Source organism: Demequina maris (genome assembly GCF_000971155.1).
Classification (GTDB): Bacteria; Actinomycetota; Actinomycetes; order Actinomycetales; family Demequinaceae; genus Demequina; species Demequina maris.
Window position 1 is genome coordinate 40,053 of sequence record NZ_BBLX01000005.1, and the last position, 17,619, is coordinate 57,671.

Genomic DNA, 17,619 nt, shown 5'->3' on the forward strand with positions numbered 1-17,619 from the left:
CACGGCATCGTCCTCGAGGACGGTTTGTCGGGGTCCGTCTCAGGGATGACCCTGCTAGGGCCGGGGCAGGACGATGCCGGAGTCGTACGCCTCGACCACGGCCTGCACGCGGTCGCGCACCCCGAGCTTGGTGAGGATGTGGCTGACGTGCGTCTTGACGGTGGTGGCGGACACGAACAGCTCGGCGGCGATCTCCTGGTTCGACAGGCCGCGTGCCATGAGCCGGAGGACCTCGACCTCCCGGTCGGACAGGTCGCCGACCGCGTCCGCGGGCGGGTCGGCGTCCTCGACGGTGCCCGGCGAGGTGCGGGCGAACTGCTCGATCACGCGCCGCGTCACCTCGGGCGCGAGCAGCGCCTCGCCGGCCGCGACCACCCTGACCGCGGCGACGAGGGCGTCGCCGTCGACGCTCTTGAGGAGGAATCCCGAGGCGCCCGCGCGGAGGGCCTCGTAGACGTACTCGTCGTCGTCGAAGGTCGTGAGGATGACGATGCGCGTGCCGGGGTGCGCGGCGAGGACCTCGCGGGTCGCGGTGAGGCCGTCCATGCCGGGCATGCGGACGTCCATGAGGACCACGTCGGGGGAGTGCTCGGCGACGATGCGCGCCGCCTCGACGCCCGACGTCGCCTCGGCGACCACCGTGATGTCGTCCTCGGACTCGAGGATCATGCGCAGGCCCACGCGGACCATCGCCTGGTCGTCCACCAGGGCCACCCGGATCATCGTCCGCCCTTCGTCGCGCTCGCGGGCCGGTTGCCCACCTGGTCGTCGCCGGACGGCAGCACCGCGCGCACGCGGAAGCCGCCTCCTGATCGAGGACCGTACTCGAGGGTGCCGCCGAGCGCGTGGACCCGCTCGGCCATGCCGCGCAGGCCGTGGCCGCCGCTCTGGCGGGCCGCGTCGGAGATCACGCCGCGACCGTCGTCCTCGACCAGCACGGTGACCTCGCTGGCCTGCCGCTCGACGCTGACGAGCGCTCGCGCGCCGGGGCCCGCGTGCTTCATCGCGTTGGTCAGCGACTCCTGGACCACCCGGTAGGCGCTCAGCTCGACGCCCGCGGGCACGTGAGCGGTGCCGGAGATGCTGAGCTCCACGGGCAGGCCCGCGTCCTCGACCTGCTGCGCGAGCCCGGGGATCGCGGCGAGCGACGGCATGGGCTCGAGCTCCGCGGCGGCACGGTCGCGGTCCGCGGTGTCGACGGCGTCCTGCTCGGTCGCGCGGAGGACGCCGATCATGCGCTGCATCTCGGTCAGCCCCGTCCGGCCCGAGGTGGCGATCGTCTCGAGCGCCTGCGTCACGCGCGGGTCGGCGTCGCGGGCGAGGCGCCGCGCGCCCTCCGCCTGGAGCGTCATCACCGTGATCTCGTGGGCGACGACGTCGTGCAGCTCGCGCGCGATGCGGGCCCGCTCGGCGCGCACGGCATCCGCGGCGATCACCCGCTGCGCCTGCTCGCGGCGGTCCTGCGCGAGCTCGAGCTCGGTGAGGCGCTCGCGGCGGCGGTAGTCGACGAAGCCGACCATCATCGGCACCACGACCGCGAGGCTCACGGCGACGAGCGAGGTCCAGTCCACGTAGTCGGTGACCACCAGGCCGGTCGTGGTCCACACGAGCATGAGGGCGAGCACCGCGCCGCCGTGGGCGAGCGCCTGGCGGCGCGGCGTGTAGGCGGCGATGCCGTAGAGCGCGAGGTAGATCGCGAGCGACGCGGCGGTGTCGGGATAGCCGAGCCCCACGCTCGCGATCCAGGGGACGAGCACGGCCCACACGACGATGCGCGGGTAGCGCTGGCGCCACGCGAGCGGCGCCACCTGGAGCACGAGCAGCGCGTAGCCCCACGTGTCGGGCTCGCGCGCGCCGATCCCGTAGTCCGCGCTGATGCCGACGCCGATGAGGCCGAGCACCAGGAGCGACACCGCGATCGCGACATCGCCCCAACGAGGCGGTTTGACGTCCATCCGGCCAGCGTAGGGCGCGAGGGCGGCCGCGGCATCGTCCGCGAGGACGACCGCCGTCACCCGTGGAAGCGGTAGCCGACGCCGCGCACGGTCTCGATCGCGTCCGCGCCGAGGCGGGTGCGCAGGTAGCGCACGTACACGTCGAGGACGTTGTCCCGCGACGCGGATCCCCACACCGCGTCGAGCGCCTCGGCGCGGGTGACGACCCGGTCCGCGTGCTCCATCAGCAGCTGCGCGAGCTGGAGCTCGCGCGGGCTCAGCGCTACGGGCTCCCCGTCGCAGGTGAGGCTCCGGGCGACGGGGTCGAGCGCGCACCGGCCCACCCGCACGGTCGGGTCCTCGGGCGCGGCCTCGCGGGCACGGGCGCGCAGCCGGATCCGGGCGAGGAGCTCGTCGAACGAGAACGGCTTGGGCATGTAGTCGTCCGCGCCCCGCTCGAGCCCGCGGACGGTGTCCTCGGCGGAGGTGCGCGCGGTGAGGATGATGACCGGCAGGTCCGAGCCCGCCGCGCGGAGGCGTCGCAGCACCGTGAAGCCCTCCTGGTCGGGCAGCCCGATGTCGAGGATCATGAGGTCGTGGTCGCCGTCGAGCGCGGCGGCGAGACCCTCGCGGCCGGTGCGGGCGTGGTCCATGTCGATGCCGGCGGTGCGCAGCCCGTCGCGCAGCGTCGCCACGAGGCGCTGCTCGTCCTCCACCAGCAGCACGCGCATCAGGCCTCCGTCCACGGCACGCGGATCGCGAACGTCGAGCCGCGCCCGGGCATCGACTCGACCTCGAGGGTGCCGCCGTGCGCCTGGGCGATCGCGCCGACGATGGGCAGACCGAGCCCGAGCCCCTCCGCATCGGGGTCGAGGCGCACGAAGCGCTCGCGGATGCGGGCCACGTGCTCGGGCGGGATGCCGCGTCCCTCGTCGGAGACGCGCAGCACGAGGTCGGCGCCGTCGTGCACGCTCGCGAGGCGGACCTCGGACCCGTCCGCGGAGAACTTCACCGCGTTCGCCGCCAGCTGGAGCCATGCCTGGGTGAGGCGCTGGGCGTCGACCACAGCCGTCCCCTCGGCACGCGCCTCGACGCGCCACCCGCGGTCGCCGAGCGCCGCCATCCGCGTCGCGGCGGCGTCGGTGAGGTCGCCGATGTCGGCGGAACCGAGCCGGAGGAACTCCGGGCGGTCGGCCTTCGCGAGGGTCACGAGGTCCTCGACGAGCCGCGACATGTCGGCGGCCACGTCGAGGAGCTCGTCCCGGGTGGCCTCGACCTGCTCGGGGTCGCGCGGCTCGAGCAGCTCGAGGCGCGCCCGGATCACCGTGAGCGGGGTGCGGAGCTCGTGCGACGCATCGTCCAGCAGGCGCCGCTGGTCGGCGAAGGCGCCCTCGAGGCGGTCGAGCATGGCGTTGACGGTCTGCGACAGGCGTGCGAGGTCGTCGTCCCCGACGATCGGCACGCGGTCGGTGAGGTCGGACTCGCCGATGCGGCGTGCGGTGCGGTCGAGCAGGCGGATGGGCTCCATGAGGCGACCGACCGTGAGGAAGCCGACGATCCCGACCGCGGCGACGGCGAGCACCGCGACGATCGCGTACACCGTGAAGGTCGCGCGCAGGTCGCCCAGGCGGGCGCCCTCGTCGATCGCGACGGCGAAGACCGCGACGCGCGCGCCGGTCGAGTCGAGGAACGGGATCGCGGCGGTGGCGTACGACGTGACGGGGGTGTCGATCCGCCGGACCTCGACCGCGGTCGTGGTGTCGGTCCAGAGGGCGTCGAGCAGCGCCGCATCGTCCTCGAGCCGCAGCCGGGTGTCGCTTGCGGGGGCGTAGCGGGCCCGCCCGTCGACGATGGCCACGGCGCCCTCGTCGGTGGTGCCGGTGAAGCGGGCGACGGCGTCGCGCATGAGCGTGTCGATCCCGGTGGGGTCGTTCTCCGCGATCCACCGGAGGTAGTCGTCGGCCTGCGCCGCCAGCTCGTCGGTGACGGTGCGCTCGACCACGTCGCGCTCGATCAGGAAGGCGGTGGTGCCGGCGACCGCGAGCGAGACGGCGCTGAGGGAGACCAGGTAGATCACCACGCGGGCGCGCACGGAGCCCGCGCGGCCGCGCGACTGCCGGGACCGTGAGTTCATCGTCACCTTCCGGCGCCACGCTACCGGGATCAGTCGTCGTCGTGCTCGGTCTCGTGCGTCCCGGAGTCGTCGTCCGAGTCGTCGTGCGCGTCGTCAGAGCCGTCGTCGGTCGAGGAGCGGTCGTCGGAGCGCTCGGCGTGCTCCGCGTCGTCCGAGGAGTCGTCGTCGCCCGAGCGGGGCGCGGTGCCGAGGCGGGTGTCGCCCGGCGGCAGCGCGACGTCGTCGTCGTCCACGCCGCCCTCGTGATCGTCGTCGTGGTCGTCGTCGAGGTCGTCGACCGACGGGCTGTGGGGCACCGTCGCGAGGACGTCGTCCGACGACCTGCCGGATCCGCTCGAGCCGCCCGAGTCGTCGCGCGAGTCGGGGGAGGAGGACGAGGACGAGGACGTCTCGGGGGTGGAGGAGGAGCTGCTCTCGACGACGACCGCGTCGCCCACGGTGGGGTCGGGGTCCGCGTCGGAGGAGGAGCGGGCGATGGCGGTGGCGCCGACGCCCACGCCGATGAGGATCGCGGACGAGGCCGCGATGGTGGCCGCGAATCGTGCTGCTGAGGTGTTCATGACCCCAGGATCGTCCGCGGCCTCTGAGAGTCCTCTCAGACGGCCGGCTCGTCCTCGTCGTCGCGGCCCTTGCGCACCGTGACGTCCTGCGTGGGCATCACCGCGGGCAGGTCGACGGGCGGGCGCAGCGAGTGCGGCGGATCGTCGCGGTCGGCGGGCGTGCTGGCCGGCGCATCGTCCTCCGCGCCGAGGGAGGCGCGCGGGGTCGCCCCCGCGGCGGACGCGGCGCCCACGAGGAGCGAGCCGGCGGCGAGGAACGTCACGGCGAGGCGGGTGGCGGTGTGCTTCATGACGTCAGCATGCGTCCCGGACCCTGGGAGCCCGCCGAGAGCCCGCTCAGGGGCGGCTGTCAGTTGTCGTCGTGGCGCGTCCAGCGGAACGTGCGCACCGCGAGCACGAGCCCCACGATCACCCAGATCGTCAGCACGATCGCGGTCGCGGGGTGCTGCCACGAGCCGTTGACCTCGGCGGACTCGAAGCTCTCCGGGAGGAACACCGAGCGCATGCCCTGCGCGAGCCACTTGAGCGGGAAGATCGCCGCGACGTGCTGGAGGAACGTGGGGATCTGCGTGTAGACGAGGAAGACGCCCGACGTGAACTGCAGGAACAGCACGATCGGCGTGATGATCGCCGAGCCCGCCTTCGCGTTGCGCAGCAGCGAGGACATCGCGATGCCGAGGGTCGTGGACGCGGCGGTGCCGAGCAGGAACACCCACGTGAACGTCCACCAGCCGGAGCCGGACGGCAGCGTCGCGTCGTACATCACGACGCCGATCGCGACGAGCGCGGCGACCTGGACCACCGAGACGATGAGCACCTGCGCGACCTTCGCCGCGAAGAACGCGGTGGGCGGCAGCGGCGTGCCGTGGACGCGCTTGAGCACGTCCTCGTCGCGATCGATCGCGATCGACATCGCGAGCGACTGGAAGCCGGTGTTGAGGATGCCGGAGGCGACCATGCCGGGCAGGAAGTACGCCGCGAAGGTCACGCCGGGGGCGATCTCCTGCCCGCCGAACACCGAGCCGAACAGCACCAGCAGCATCATCGGGAAGAAGAAGATGAAGACCATCTGCTCGCGGCTGCGCAGGAACTCCTTGAGCTCGACCACGAGCCGGCTGCGGGTCATCGAGGTCCACGTGGGCGCGGACGATGCGGTGACGGCGGTCATGCCTGGGCCTCCTCGGTCTCGCGGGCGGCGCTCGCGGCGTCGTCGATGAGCTGGAGGTAGACGTCCTCGAGGGACGGATGGACCACCTCGAGCCCCGCGATCTCGCCGTCGTGGCGCGCGAGCAGGTCGCGCAGCAGCGCGGTGGGCGTCGCGGTCTCCTCCACGCGCCGCGTGCCTCCCTCGGTCCAGGTCACGCGCGCGGCGGACGCGCGCGAGCGGAGGCCGGCGGGGGTGTCGAGCGCGACCATGCGGCCCGCGGCGATGATGCCGATGCGGTCGGCCAGGTGGTCGGCCTCGTCGAGGTAGTGCGTGGTGAGCAGGATCGTGGTGCCGTCGCCCCGCAGCCCGTCGATGAGGGTCCAGAACTGGCGGCGCGCCTCGGGGTCGAATCCCGTGGTGGGCTCGTCGAGGAACACCAGCTCGGGCCGGCCGATCACCGCGAGCGCGACGTCGAGGCGGCGGCGCTGGCCGCCCGACAGGGTCGCGGGCTTGGCGCCGGCCTTCTCGGTGAGGCCCACGGCGTCGAGCGTCTCGTCGACGTCGCGGGGGTCGGGGTAGAGGCTCGCGGCGTAGCGCAGCGATTCGGCGGCCGTGAGGGCGCCGTGCTCGGACGTGCCCTGGAGCATCACGCCCACGCGGGTGCGCCAGTGCCGGGGCGCGTGCTGCGGGTCCGCGCCGAGCACGGTGACGTCGCCCGCCGTGCGCTTGCGGAAGCCCTCGAGGATCTCGACGGTGGTGGACTTGCCCGCGCCGTTCGGGCCCAGCAGCGCGAACACCTCGCCCGTCGGGATCTCGAGGTCGATGCCGTCGACGGCGTGCAGGTCGCCGTAGTGCTTGTGCAGCCCCGCGATGGAGATGGCCGGTTCGGTCATGCCGTCGAGCCTAGCCACGCATCGTCGCTGGTGCCTCGTCCGGACGACGGAAGGCCCGCATCGTCCGCGGGGACGATGCGGGCCTTCCGGTCGCTTCTCGGGTGCGCCTATTGCGCGAGCAGCCTCTGGATGCGGGTGACGCCCTCGACGAGGTCGTCGTCGCCGAGCGCGTAGCTGAGGCGCAGGAAGCCGGACGGGCCGAAGGCCTCGCCGGGCACCACGGCCACCTCGGCCTGCTCGAGGATCACGGTGGCGAGGTCCGCGGACGACGTGATCTCGACGCCGCCGACGGTGCGGCCGATGAGGCCCTCGACCGACGGGTACGCGTAGAACGCGCCCTTCGGGGTGGGGCACACGACGCCGTCGATCGCGCGGAGCATGTCGACCATCGTGCGGCGGCGGCGGTCGAAGGCCTCGCGCATCTCGTGGACCTCCTCGAGGCCGCCCTCGAGGGCCGCGATCGCGGCACGCTGGCTGACGTTCGCGACGTTGCTCGTGAGGTGGCTCTGGAAGTTGGAGGCCGCCTTGGTGACGTCGGCGGGCGCGATCATCCATCCCACGCGCCAGCCGGTCATGGCGTAGGTCTTGGCGACGCCGTTGACGACGATGCACTGGTCGGCGAGCTCGGGCACCGCGCGGACGATCGGGGTGAAGACCGCGTCGTCGTAGAGGAGGTGCTCGTAGATCTCGTCGGTGATCACCCAGATGCCGTGCTCGACGGCCCACTCGCCGATCGCCTTGGTCTGCTCGGGGGAGTAGACCGCGCCGGTCGGGTTCGAGGGGCTGCAGAACAGCAGCGCCTTGGTCTTGTCGGTGCGGGCGGCCTCGAGCTGCTCGACCGTGACGAGGTAGCCCTGGTCGGCGCCGGCGAAGACCTCGACCGGGGTGCCGCCGGCGAGCGAGATCGCCTCGGGGTAGGTGGTCCAGTACGGCGCGGGGAGGAGGACCTCGTCGCCCGGGTCGACGATGCTGGCGAAGGCCTGGAACACGGCCTGCTTGCCGCCGTTGGTCACCACGACGTTGGCGGGGTCGACCTCGTAGCCGGAGTCGCGCAGCGTCTTCGCGGCGATGGCCTTCTTGAGCTCGGGCAGGCCCGTCGCGGGCGTGTAGCGGTGGTTCTTGGGGTCGTGCACGGCCGCCGCGGCGGCGTCCACGATGAACTCCGGTGTCGGGAAGTCGGGCTCGCCGGCGCCGAACCCGATGACGGGGCGGCCGGCGGCCTTCAGCGCCTTCGCCTTCGAGTCGACGGCGAGGGTGGCGGACGGCGCGATGGCGCCGAGGCGGGCAGAGACGCGGCGGGCGGGCTTCATGGGGGTCATTGTTCCACCTCGCGTGGCGCGCGGCGGCCCGCCCGCGTCCCGCCTAGGCGAGGGCGCGCGCCTTCAGCCTCTCGAATTCCTCCGGGGTGATCGCTCCGGAGTCCAGCAGCTCCTTCGCGCGCGCGATCTCGGTGGACGGCTGGCGGGTGAGCGTCTCGATGTCGGCGTCGTCGTACATGAGGCTGCGTGTGTAGTCGACCTCCTCCGCGCGGTAGTCCCGCGCCGCGGCCATGTCGCGCTCCGCCATGCCCCGACCCCGCGCAAGGAGGTAGATGAGCGCCCCGAGCATCGGCAGCAGGATCAGGAGCAGCGTCCACAGGATCTTGCCGCCGACGCCGAGCTCCTCGTCGCGCCACGCGTCGATGACGAACTTGATGATCAGGAAGATGAACAGGATCCAGATGGTGAGCCACAGCGACCACCAGAGGATGTTGAGGAAGTTCGCGAAGAAGTCCATGACGATGCCCCTCTCGCCGGCGGCGCCATGCCGCCCGGTCGATTCTCACGCTATGCCCGGACGCGTCCGGATGCGCGAGATGCCCCGGATGATGTCCACGGGGTCGCGAGGCGCCCTGATTCTCCCCATCTGCGAGGGAGTTCTGCGACCCCAGTCTGGTCCGCGCGCACGCTCGCCTCATGGATCCGGTCAGCCTCGTGACGGTCAACGGCGACGTGATGAGACGGGCTGACGCGGTCGCTGCCGGAGTGAGCCGCCATGCGATCGATCGTGCGCTCGCGGGCGGCGAGCTCATCGCGCCCGCACATGGCGTCCTGGCGTTGCCCGCCTTGACGCCGGCCGCGCTCGCGGCAGCGTCCGCACGAGCCCGGCTGACGTGCGTGTCCGCGGTCGCGCAGGCGGGGCTTCCCGTGATGGGACGTCCCCGCCTGACCCACGTCGCCACCTCGACGCGCGGTCACGGGCCCCGGGCGCGCGGGGCGCTGCGGGTCCACTTCGCGAGCGAGGTCGGGCGCTCGCTCGCTCCCATGCCGGTCGCGGCGGCGCTCGACCACGCGGGTCGTTGCGTGGGCGAACGCGCCCATCTCGTCATGCTCGACGCCGCACTGCGGGCGGGCCTGGTCAAGGGCGGCGATCTTGCGAGCTGGACGGCCACCGGCGGTCGGCGGCGCTCCTGGCTGCTCGAGCACTGCGATCCGCGCGCCGAATCGGCTCAGGAGACGCTGGCGCGGATCGACCTGGTCGAGGGTGGGCTGCGTGCGGTCCCGCAGGTGTACGTGGATGGTGTCGGCCGGGTGGACCTGATGGTGGAGGGCGTGCTCGCGTTGGAGATCGACGGGCGCGGCTATCACGACGGAGATGACGCGTTCACACGCGATCGCCGGCGCGACCGCACGATGCTCAGGGGCGGGGTGCCGACAGCGCGGTTCACCGCGGCTGAGATCGAGCGCGCGCGTCGAGGCGAGCTGGCGCGCGAGGTACGAGGCATCCTCGGTGCGCTTGGCCAGCGGGTGCAGGCGGCTCGGAAAGCGGGCGGATCGCCACCTCGCCCGCGTTTCGGGTCGCTGTGACGCGGTTTGCGGGTGGATCGCGCATCGACCCGCGATCCAGGTCGTGGTGGGCGCGGCGCCACGCATGGGATCGGGAGAGCCGCAGGTCCTCGAACGCGGGTCGATCGCTGATCGACCCGCGTTTCGGGTCGCCGTGACCCGGTTTGCGGGTGGATCGCGCATCGGCCCGCGATCCGGGTTGGAGCGACCGGTGGTCGGGGCGCATCCTGAGGGGCGCTAGGCTGTCCGAGCGCACATGGCGGGCGGCGACGAGGCCGGCCCACGGGCACGGGTTCGACTTCCCGGCTCGAACCGCGTAACATGTGACGTCGGCGATTGACGTTCGTCAGGCTGGTCCGCGCCCTCGAGGCGGGGATCACCGGACGGGATCGAGCGCCGCGGGGGTGAAGACCCCCGAAGGGCAGTGGCGCAATTGGTAGCGCACCGGTCTCCAAAACCGGCGGTTGTGGGTTCGAGTCCCTCCTGCCCTGCGTACGCGGGGATCTCCCGTGAGCGCAATCCAGAGAGAAGGACTTTTCGGTGAGCGAATCTGCCGTGACGGATTCCGGAGAGAAGGACCCGCGGCACGAGTCGCGCGAGGGTCTCAACATCTTCGGACGCATCGCGCTGTTCGTGCGCCAGGTCATCTCCGAGCTGCGACGTGTGGTCACCCCCACGCGCCAGGAGCTGATCCGCTACATCTGGATCGTTCTCGGCTTCGTGGCCGTCATGATGATCCTGGTGTTCGCGCTGGACCTCGTGTTCGGCTGGATCTCGGCGAAGGTGTTCGGCGGCTGAGGCCGCTACTAGGGGAGTGAGTGATGAGCGACGACAAGACTGACGAGACCGTGTCCGTGGACGAGGCGACCCTCGCCGAGGAGACGGTGGATGTCGACGCGCCCGCCGAGGCGCCCGTCGACGAGACCCCCATCGACGCGCCGCCGGCCGACCCGGTCGCCGAGTTCAAGGCGAAGCTGCGCACCCTCGAGGGTGACTGGTACGTCGTCCACAGCTACTCGGGCCACGAGAAGCGCGTGAAGCAGGCGATCGAGCACCGCATCGAGAGCCTCCACATGGAGGACTACATCTTCCAGGTCGAGGTGACGATGGAGGAGGTCGCCGAGATCAAGGGCGGCCAGCGCAAGCTCGTCACCCGCGTCCGGATGCCCGGATACGTCCTGGTGCGCATGTACCTCACGGACGAGTCCTGGGGCGCCGTGCGCAACACCCCGGGCGTCACCGGCTTCGTCGGCCACGCCCACAACCCCGTCCCGCTCACCATCGACGAGGTGTACTCGATGCTGGCGCCCAAGGAGGTGGCCGAGGCGGCCGCCGCCGAGGAGACCGCCACGCAGCAGGCGCCCGTCGAGGTCGAGTTCGAGGTCGGCGAGTCGGTCACCGTCATCGACGGCCCGTTCGCGACCCTCCCGGGCACGATCTCGGAGATCTCGGCTGAGTCCCAGAAGCTCCACGTGCTCGTCTCCATCTTCGGCCGGGAGACCCCGGTCGAGCTGTCGTTCACGCAGGTCACCAAGATCTAGTTCGCGACAGCGAACCTGCGGCCGCCAAGCCGCACAGGCAACAAGATAAGGACCCTCAACATGGCACCCGCGAAGAAGAAGAAGGTCACTGGGCTGATCAAGCTTCAGATCCAGGCCGGCGCCGCCAACCCTGCCCCGCCGGTCGGTCCGGCGCTCGGTCAGCACGGCGTCAACATCATGGAGTTCTGCAAGGCGTACAACGCCGCGACCGAGTCGCAGCGTGGCAACGTCGTGCCCGTCGAGATCACGGTGTACGAGGACCGCTCGTTCACGTTCGTGCTCAAGACCCCTCCGGCCGCCGAGCTCATCAAGAAGGCTGCCGGCGTCGCCAAGGGCTCGGGCACCCCGCACACCGCCAAGGTCGGCAACCTGACCGAGGCCCAGGTGCGTGAGATCGCCGAGGCCAAGATGGCCGACCTCAACGCCAACGACATCGACGCCGCCGCGAAGATCATCGCCGGCACCGCCCGCTCCATGGGCATCACGGTCTCCTAAGGACCACACCACCCCAGTGGGAGGGCCGCGCTGGCCCGCAACCACGAACTGCAAAGGAAGATCGCAGATGACCAAGCGCTCCAAGGCTTACCGCGACGCAGCCCAGCTCGTCGACCGCAGCCAGCTGTACACGCCGCTCGAGGCCCTCCGCCTCGCGCAGAAGACGTCCTCGAAGAACACCGACTCGACCATCGACGTCGTGTTCAAGCTCGGCGTCGACCCCCGTCACGCGGACCAGATGGTCCGTTCCACCGTCATCCTGCCGAACGGCACCGGCAAGACCGCCAGGGTCCTGGTCTTCGCCAACGGTGACAAGGCAGAGGCCGCCCGCGAGGCGGGCGCCGACATCGTCGGTGGTGACGAGCTCATCACCGAGGTCGCGGAGGGTCGCGCGGACTTCGACGCCGTCGTCGCCACCCCCGACCTCATGGGCAAGGTGGGTCGCCTGGGCCGCGTGCTCGGCCCCCGCGGCCTCATGCCGAACCCCAAGACGGGCACCGTGACGATGGACGTGGCCAAGGCCGTGTCCGACATCAAGGGCGGAAAGATCGAGTTCCGCGTCGACAAGCACGCCAACCTGCACACCGTGCTGGGCAAGGCGTCGTTCGGCGACGCGAAGCTGCTCGAGAACTACCAGGCCGTCATCGACGAGGTGCTCCGCGCCAAGCCGTCGGCCTCGAAGGGTCGTTACATCATCAAGGCCGCCATCTCCGCGACGCAGGGCCCGGGCATCCCGGTCGACGCGCTCGCGAAGGCCGAGGCGTAACACCCCGCCCCAGCTGGCAACAGACTCTCTGGCAGCCCGACCGGCGATCCCGGTCGGGCCGCGGAGAAGGGCCGCCCACGCGACGCCACAGCGTCCCAAGCGCGGCCCACCGGCCCGGCTCCCCTCAAGGGGAGCCGGGCCCTCTCGCTTTCCCGGGGGGACGCTGCGCGGGCGACGGCCCGCCTCGAGGCCTCCCCGCATCGTCCCGCCGGAACGATTTGCGGACGATGCGCGGGTCGCGTACTATGGACGAGCCCAAGACCGCCGGTCGTCGGGCCCGGTTCTTCCGGGTTCGGCCGAAGTCCCGCTCATGCGGGGTCCAGCGCAGGTGAAGCTGACAGCGCCGAGTGCGCGAACGTCTGGGCGGCCCACGGGCCGCCCTTTCTGTTTGCGGACCAGGCCCCCGGCCCCGCCTGCGCGGGGCCTTTCTCATGTGGGGGATGGGACGGGCGGTCATCCGAAGGAAGGACAAACATGGCGACGCCAGACAAGGTGAACGCTGTTGCGGAGATCGCGGACCAGTTCCGTGCCTCCTCGGCGGTGCTGATCACCGAGTACCGCGGCCTCTCCGTCCCGCAGCTCGCGAAGCTGCGCGGTGAGATCCGCGGCGCCGCGACCTACAAGGTCGCGAAGAACACTCTGACGGCGCTCGCGGCCAAGGACGCCGGCATCGAGGGTCTCGACGACCTTCTGACCGGCCCCACGGCCATCGCATTCGTGACCGGTGACCCGGTCGAGGCTGCGAAGGGTCTCAAGGCTTTTGCCAAGGAGAACGACAAGCTCGTCATCAAGGGCGGCGTTCTCGAGGGCAAGGTGATCTCTGCTGATGAGGTCAAGAAGCTGGCGGACCTCGAGTCCCGCGAGGTTCTGCTCGCCAAGGCTGCCGGCGCCATGAAGGCGTCGCTCTTTGGTGCTGCATACCTGTTCCAGGCACCGCTTGCTCAGGCAGCGCGCGCCGTCGACGCCCTGCGTGCGAAGCAGGAAGACGCGGCCTAAGGGCCGCACCCCACTACACACATCTGCTTCACGCAGGCAAGAGAGAAGGAAGTCATCATGGCTAAGCTCACCACCGAGGAGCTCATCGAGCAGTTCAAGGAGCTCTCGCTCATCGAGCTCTCGGAGTTCGTGAAGGCGTTCGAGGAGACCTTCGAGGTCACCGCCGCCGCTCCGGTCGCCGTTGCCGCTGCCCCCGCCGCCGGCGGCGAGGCCGCTGCCGAGGTCGAGGAGAAGGACGAGTTCGACGTCATCCTCGCCGCGGTCGGCGACAAGAAGATCCAGGTCATCAAGGAGGTGCGCGCGCTCACGTCGCTCGGCCTCGGTGAGGCCAAGGCGCTCGTGGACGAGGCCCCCAAGGCCATCCTCGAGGGCGCGAAGAAGGACGACGCCGAGAAGGCCAAGGCTCAGCTCGAGGCCGCCGGCGCCACCGTCGAGCTCAAGTAAGCTCGCTTCGGCATAGCCGCACTTCTGAACGGGGTCGGGTCCGCAAGGGCCCGGCCCCGTTCTGCCGTACTCGGCGGGGGACGATGCGTCGGCGAGGGGCCCCTCGCGCGCCCGCGCATCGTCCCGGGTCGCAATTCGGGAACGTGCGGCGTGTCGGCTGGCGCAGGGCGCAGCGGACTGGACAAACCTTGCGCCCGCCTGTAGTCTGACGACTTGCGCTGTCTATCGCCCTGCCCTCATATGCCTACCTGGCGTGCGTCCGCTTGTAGCGGGTTTCGCCCCAGGATCCGGTGGAGCCGCGGCTAGGCATCGTGGTCACGCACGATCATAAAGGGAAGGAACCACCCTTGGCTGCCTCGCGCACCGATTCCGCCATCTCCAACCGTTCCGCATCGCGCCGTATCTCCTTCGCCCAGATCCAGGACCCCATCGAGGTCCCGAACCTGATCGGTCTCCAGACCGAGAGCTTCGACTGGCTCCTGGGCAACACCGCGTGGCAGGCCCGTGTGGCCGCCGCGAAGGAGAACGGCCGGAACGACGTCCCGGAGGTGGCAGGCCTCCAGGAGATCTTCGAGGAGATCTCTCCGATCGAGGACTTCGGACAGACCATGTCCCTGTCCTTCTCGGACCCCTACTTCGAGGAGCCCCGGTACACGCCGGAGGAGTGCAAGGAGAAGGACTTCACCTACTCCGCGCAGCTCTTCGTCACCGCGGAGTTCATGAACAACACCACCGGTGAGATCAAGTCCCAGACCGTCTTCATGGGTGACTTCCCGCTCATGAGCAGCCAGGGCACCTTCATCGTCAACGGCACCGAGCGCGTCGTCGTGTCGCAGCTCGTCCGCTCTCCCGGCGTCTACTTCGAGCGCACCCCCGACAAGACGTCCGACAAGGACATCTTCACCGCCAAGGTGATCCCGTCGCGCGGCGCGTGGCTCGAGTTCGAGATCGACAAGCGCGACGCCGTCGGCGTGCGCGTCGACCGCAAGCGCAAGCAGCCCGTCACGCTCTTCCTCAAGGCCCTCGGCATGTCCGAGGAGCAGATCGCCGAGGAGTTCGCCGACTTCCCGGCCGTCCTCGAGACCCTCGCCAAGGACACCGTCCACGGCCACGAGGAGGCGCTCGTCGACCTCTACCGCAAGCTGCGTCCGGGCGAGCCGCCGACCGTCGAGGCGGGCCAGAACCTGCTCGACAACTTCTACTTCAACCCCAAGCGCTACGACCTCGCCAAGGTGGGCCGCTTCAAGCTCGACAAGAAGCTCGGCCTCACCAAGCAGCTCGGCGACTCGGTGCTGGGTCTCGACGACATCGTCGCGACCATCAAGTACATCGCCGCCGCGCACGCCGGCATGGCGACGATCCCGGGCGCCGAGGGCGATGTGCGCGTCGAGACCGACGACATCGACCACTTCGGCAACCGTCGTATCCGCGCCGTGGGCGAGCTCATCCAGAACCAGATCCGCACCGGCCTGTCGCGCATGGAGCGCGTGGTCCGCGAGCGCATGACCACGCAGGACGTCGAGGCGATCACGCCCCAGACGCTCATCAACACGCGTCCGGTCGTCGCCGCGATCCGCGAGTTCTTCGGCACGTCGCAGCTGTCGCAGTTCATGGACCAGAACAACCCGCTCGCGGGCCTGACCCACAAGCGCCGCCTGTCGGCGCTCGGCCCGGGCGGCCTCTCGCGCGACCGCGCCGGCATGGAGGTCCGCGACGTCCACGCCTCGCACTACGGCCGCATGTGCCCGATCGAGACCCCTGAGGGTCCGAACATCGGCCTCATCGGCTCGCTCGCGTCGTTCGGCCGCATCAACCCGCTGGGCTTCGTCGAGACCCCGTACCGCAAGGTCGTCAAGGGTGTCGTGACGGACCAGGTCGACTACCTGACCGCCGACGACGAGGACCACTACGTCATCGCGCAGGCGAACGCCGGCATCGACGACGACGGCCGCTTCACGGAGGAGCGCGTGCTCGTCCGTGGCAAGGGCGGCGAGGTCGAGTTCGTCGCCCGCGAGGCCGTCGACTACATGGACGTCTCGCCGCGCCAGATGGTGTCGGTCGGCACGGCCCTGATCCCGTTCCTCGAGCACGACGACGCGAACCGCGCGCTCATGGGCGCGAACATGCAGCGCCAGGCGGTGCCGCTCGTCCGCTCCGAGGCGCCGCTCGTCGGCACCGGCATGGAGCGTCGCGCCGCGATCGACGCCGGCGACGTGGTCATCGCGTCGAAGGAGGGCGTGGTCACCGAGGTGAGCTCGGACCTCGTCACCGTGGCGAACGACGACGGCACCACCGGCTCGTACCGCATCGCGAAGTTCCAGCGCTCGAACCAGGGCACCTCGTACAACCAGCGCGTCGTGGTCGAGGAGGGTGACCGCGTCGTCGTCGGCTCGGTCATCGCCGACGGCCCCGCGACCGACCAGGGCGACCTGGCGCTCGGCAAGAACCTCCTCGTGGCGTTCATGTGCTGGGAGGGCCACAACTACGAGGACGCGATCATCCTGTCGCAGCGCCTCGTGCAGGACGACGTCCTCTCCTCGATCCACATCGAGGAGCACGAGGTCGACGCCCGCGACACGAAGCTCGGCCCCGAGGAGATCACCCGCGACATCCCGAACGCCTCGGAGGAGGCGCTCGCCGACCTCGACGAGCGCGGCATCATCCGCATCGGCGCCGAGGTGCGTGCGGGCGACATCCTCGTCGGCAAGGTCACCCCGAAGGGCGAGACCGAGCTGACCCCGGAGGAGCGCCTGCTGCGCGCGATCTTCGGCGAGAAGGCCCGCGAGGTGCGCGACACGTCGCTCAAGGTGCCCCACGGCGAGTCGGGCACGGTCATCGGCGTGCGCGTCTTCACGGAGGAGGACGGCGACGACCTCCCCGCCGGCGTCAACCAGCTGGTCCGCGTCTACATCGCGCAGCGCCGCAAGATCCAGGAGGGCGACAAGCTCGCCGGCCGCCACGGCAACAAGGGCGTCATCTCGACGATCCTGCCGGTCGAGGACATGCCGTTCCTCGAGGACGGCACGCCGGTCGACGTCATCCTCAACCCGCTCGGTGTCCCCGGCCGTATGAACGTCGGCCAGGTCCTCGAGACGCACACGGGCTGGATCGCCAAGCACGGCTGGGACGCCACGGGCGCCGAGGGGGAGTGGACCAAGAACCTCCCCGCGAACGCCGTGATGTCGGAGCCGGGCACCCCGGTTGCGACCCCGGTGTTCGACGGTCTGCGCGAGGACGTCCTGGGCGGTCTCCGCACGGTCGTCAACCCGAACCGCGACGGCGTGCGCCTCGTCAACCAGGAGGGCAAGGCCCGCCTGTTCGACGGTCGTACCGGCGAGCCGTTCCCGGAGCCGATCGCGGTGGGCTACAAGTACATCCTCAAGCTCCACCACCTGGTCGACGACAAGATCCACGCCCGCTCGACGGGTCCGTACTCGATGATCACGCAGCAGCCGCTGGGCGGTAAGGCCCAGTTCGGTGGCCAGCGCTTCGGCGAGATGGAGGTGTGGGCCCTCGAGGCGTACGGCGCGGCCTACGCCCTGCAGGAGCTCCTCACCATCAAGTCGGACGACGTCACCGGCCGCGTGAAGGTGTACGAGGCCATCGTCAAGGGCCAGAACATCCCGGAGCCGGGCCTGCCCGAGTCCTTCCGCGTCCTCATGAAGGAGATGCAGTCGCTCTGCCTCAACGTCGAGGTCCTCAACCACGAGGGCCACGTCATCGAGATGCGCGAGACCGACGACGACGCCTACCAGGCCGCCGAGTCGCTGGGCATCTCGCTGTCCAGCCGACCCGATGCCTCGAGCGTCGACGAGATCTGACGAGCCCCGAGCTCAACTCCATACAGGACAAGTTTTGGTGCCGGCATCCCGCCGGCAGTAAGG

Annotated in this window: 18 protein-coding genes and 1 tRNA gene; 9 read left to right on the forward strand and 10 right to left on the reverse strand. The window is 70.7% G+C overall.

Going from position 1 to position 17,619, the window contains the following annotated elements; genetic code table 11:
• Positions 1 to 54: 54 nt before the first annotated feature.
• The 10 genes from AOM02_RS07160 to AOM02_RS07205 all read right to left on the reverse strand — a co-directional run bounded on the left by AOM02_RS07160 (position 55) and on the right by AOM02_RS07205 (position 8,444).
• Positions 55 to 723 carry a response regulator transcription factor gene (locus AOM02_RS07160; protein ID WP_062298228.1) on the reverse strand — a complete coding sequence of 223 codons (669 nt, stop codon included), beginning with the start codon at positions 721 to 723 and terminating at the stop codon, positions 55 to 57.
• Complete coding sequence (locus AOM02_RS07165) at positions 720 to 1,955, reverse strand: sensor histidine kinase (protein ID WP_156156137.1); 1,236 nt, start codon at positions 1,953 to 1,955, stop codon at positions 720 to 722. The genes AOM02_RS07160 and AOM02_RS07165 overlap by 4 nt, the downstream gene beginning before the upstream one ends.
• Positions 1,956 to 2,011: 56 nt before the next feature.
• Positions 2,012 to 2,665 carry a response regulator transcription factor gene (locus tag AOM02_RS07170; RefSeq protein ID WP_369344502.1) on the reverse strand — a complete coding sequence of 218 codons (654 nt, stop codon included), beginning with the start codon at positions 2,663 to 2,665 and terminating at the stop codon, positions 2,012 to 2,014.
• On the reverse strand, positions 2,665 to 4,068 hold the full coding sequence (locus tag AOM02_RS07175) for a sensor histidine kinase (RefSeq protein WP_062298234.1): 1,404 nt from the start codon (positions 4,066 to 4,068) through the stop codon (positions 2,665 to 2,667). The genes AOM02_RS07170 and AOM02_RS07175 overlap by 1 nt, the downstream gene beginning before the upstream one ends.
• Before the next feature lie 29 nt (positions 4,069 to 4,097).
• Positions 4,098 to 4,628: a hypothetical protein gene (locus tag AOM02_RS07180; protein WP_062298236.1), complete on the reverse strand. Its 531-nt coding sequence runs from the start codon at positions 4,626 to 4,628 to the stop codon at positions 4,098 to 4,100.
• 35 nt (positions 4,629 to 4,663) lie between these two features.
• On the reverse strand, positions 4,664 to 4,918 hold the full coding sequence (locus AOM02_RS07185; RefSeq protein WP_062298238.1) for a hypothetical protein: 255 nt from the start codon (positions 4,916 to 4,918) through the stop codon (positions 4,664 to 4,666).
• 59 nt (positions 4,919 to 4,977) lie between these two features.
• Positions 4,978 to 5,796, reverse strand: coding sequence for an ABC transporter permease (locus AOM02_RS07190; protein ID WP_062298241.1), 819 nt, complete (start codon positions 5,794 to 5,796; stop codon positions 4,978 to 4,980).
• Positions 5,793 to 6,668: an ABC transporter ATP-binding protein gene (locus tag AOM02_RS07195; protein ID WP_062298244.1), complete on the reverse strand. Its 876-nt coding sequence runs from the start codon at positions 6,666 to 6,668 to the stop codon at positions 5,793 to 5,795. Before AOM02_RS07195 ends, AOM02_RS07190 begins: the two co-directional genes overlap by 4 nt.
• A gap of 107 nt (positions 6,669 to 6,775) precedes the next feature.
• Positions 6,776 to 7,978, reverse strand: coding sequence for a pyridoxal phosphate-dependent aminotransferase (locus tag AOM02_RS07200; RefSeq protein ID WP_439645394.1), 1,203 nt, complete (start codon positions 7,976 to 7,978; stop codon positions 6,776 to 6,778).
• Positions 7,979 to 8,030: 52 nt separating this feature from the next.
• Positions 8,031 to 8,444: an SHOCT domain-containing protein gene (locus tag AOM02_RS07205; protein ID WP_062298248.1), complete on the reverse strand. Its 414-nt coding sequence runs from the start codon at positions 8,442 to 8,444 to the stop codon at positions 8,031 to 8,033.
• Between the two features lie 179 nt (positions 8,445 to 8,623).
• Between AOM02_RS07205 and AOM02_RS07210 the strand changes: the two genes are divergently transcribed.
• From AOM02_RS07210 to rpoB, 9 genes are all read left to right on the forward strand, one after another.
• On the forward strand, positions 8,624 to 9,514 hold the full coding sequence (locus AOM02_RS07210) for a putative endonuclease domain-containing protein (protein WP_062298250.1): 891 nt from the start codon (positions 8,624 to 8,626) through the stop codon (positions 9,512 to 9,514).
• Positions 9,515 to 9,911: 397 nt separating this feature from the next.
• Positions 9,912 to 9,984, forward strand: a tRNA-Trp gene (locus AOM02_RS07215).
• A 49-nt stretch (positions 9,985 to 10,033) separates the two neighbouring features.
• Positions 10,034 to 10,291 (forward strand): preprotein translocase subunit SecE, encoded by a 258-nt coding sequence (gene secE, locus AOM02_RS07220; protein ID WP_062298252.1) that lies wholly within the window; start codon positions 10,034 to 10,036, stop codon positions 10,289 to 10,291.
• A 23-nt stretch (positions 10,292 to 10,314) separates the two neighbouring features.
• On the forward strand, positions 10,315 to 11,034 hold the full coding sequence (nusG, locus tag AOM02_RS07225) for a transcription termination/antitermination protein NusG (protein ID WP_082099487.1): 720 nt from the start codon (positions 10,315 to 10,317) through the stop codon (positions 11,032 to 11,034).
• A 60-nt stretch (positions 11,035 to 11,094) separates the two neighbouring features.
• On the forward strand, positions 11,095 to 11,529 hold the full coding sequence (gene rplK / locus AOM02_RS07230) for a 50S ribosomal protein L11 (protein ID WP_062298254.1): 435 nt from the start codon (positions 11,095 to 11,097) through the stop codon (positions 11,527 to 11,529).
• A 67-nt stretch (positions 11,530 to 11,596) separates the two neighbouring features.
• Entirely contained in the window at positions 11,597 to 12,295 is a 699-nt protein-coding gene (rplA, locus tag AOM02_RS07235; protein ID WP_062298257.1) for a 50S ribosomal protein L1, read from the forward strand.
• Positions 12,296 to 12,769: 474 nt separating this feature from the next.
• On the forward strand, positions 12,770 to 13,291 hold the full coding sequence (gene rplJ, locus AOM02_RS07240) for a 50S ribosomal protein L10 (protein ID WP_062298260.1): 522 nt from the start codon (positions 12,770 to 12,772) through the stop codon (positions 13,289 to 13,291).
• A 57-nt stretch (positions 13,292 to 13,348) separates the two neighbouring features.
• The gene (rplL, locus tag AOM02_RS07245) at positions 13,349 to 13,735 is read left to right on the forward strand and encodes a 50S ribosomal protein L7/L12 (RefSeq protein ID WP_062298262.1); all 387 of its coding nucleotides are present in this window, start codon (positions 13,349 to 13,351) and stop codon (positions 13,733 to 13,735) included.
• 347 nt (positions 13,736 to 14,082) lie between these two features.
• Positions 14,083 to 17,556, forward strand: coding sequence for a DNA-directed RNA polymerase subunit beta (gene rpoB / locus AOM02_RS07250; protein ID WP_062298264.1), 3,474 nt, complete (start codon positions 14,083 to 14,085; stop codon positions 17,554 to 17,556).
• Positions 17,557 to 17,619 lie beyond the last annotated feature (63 nt).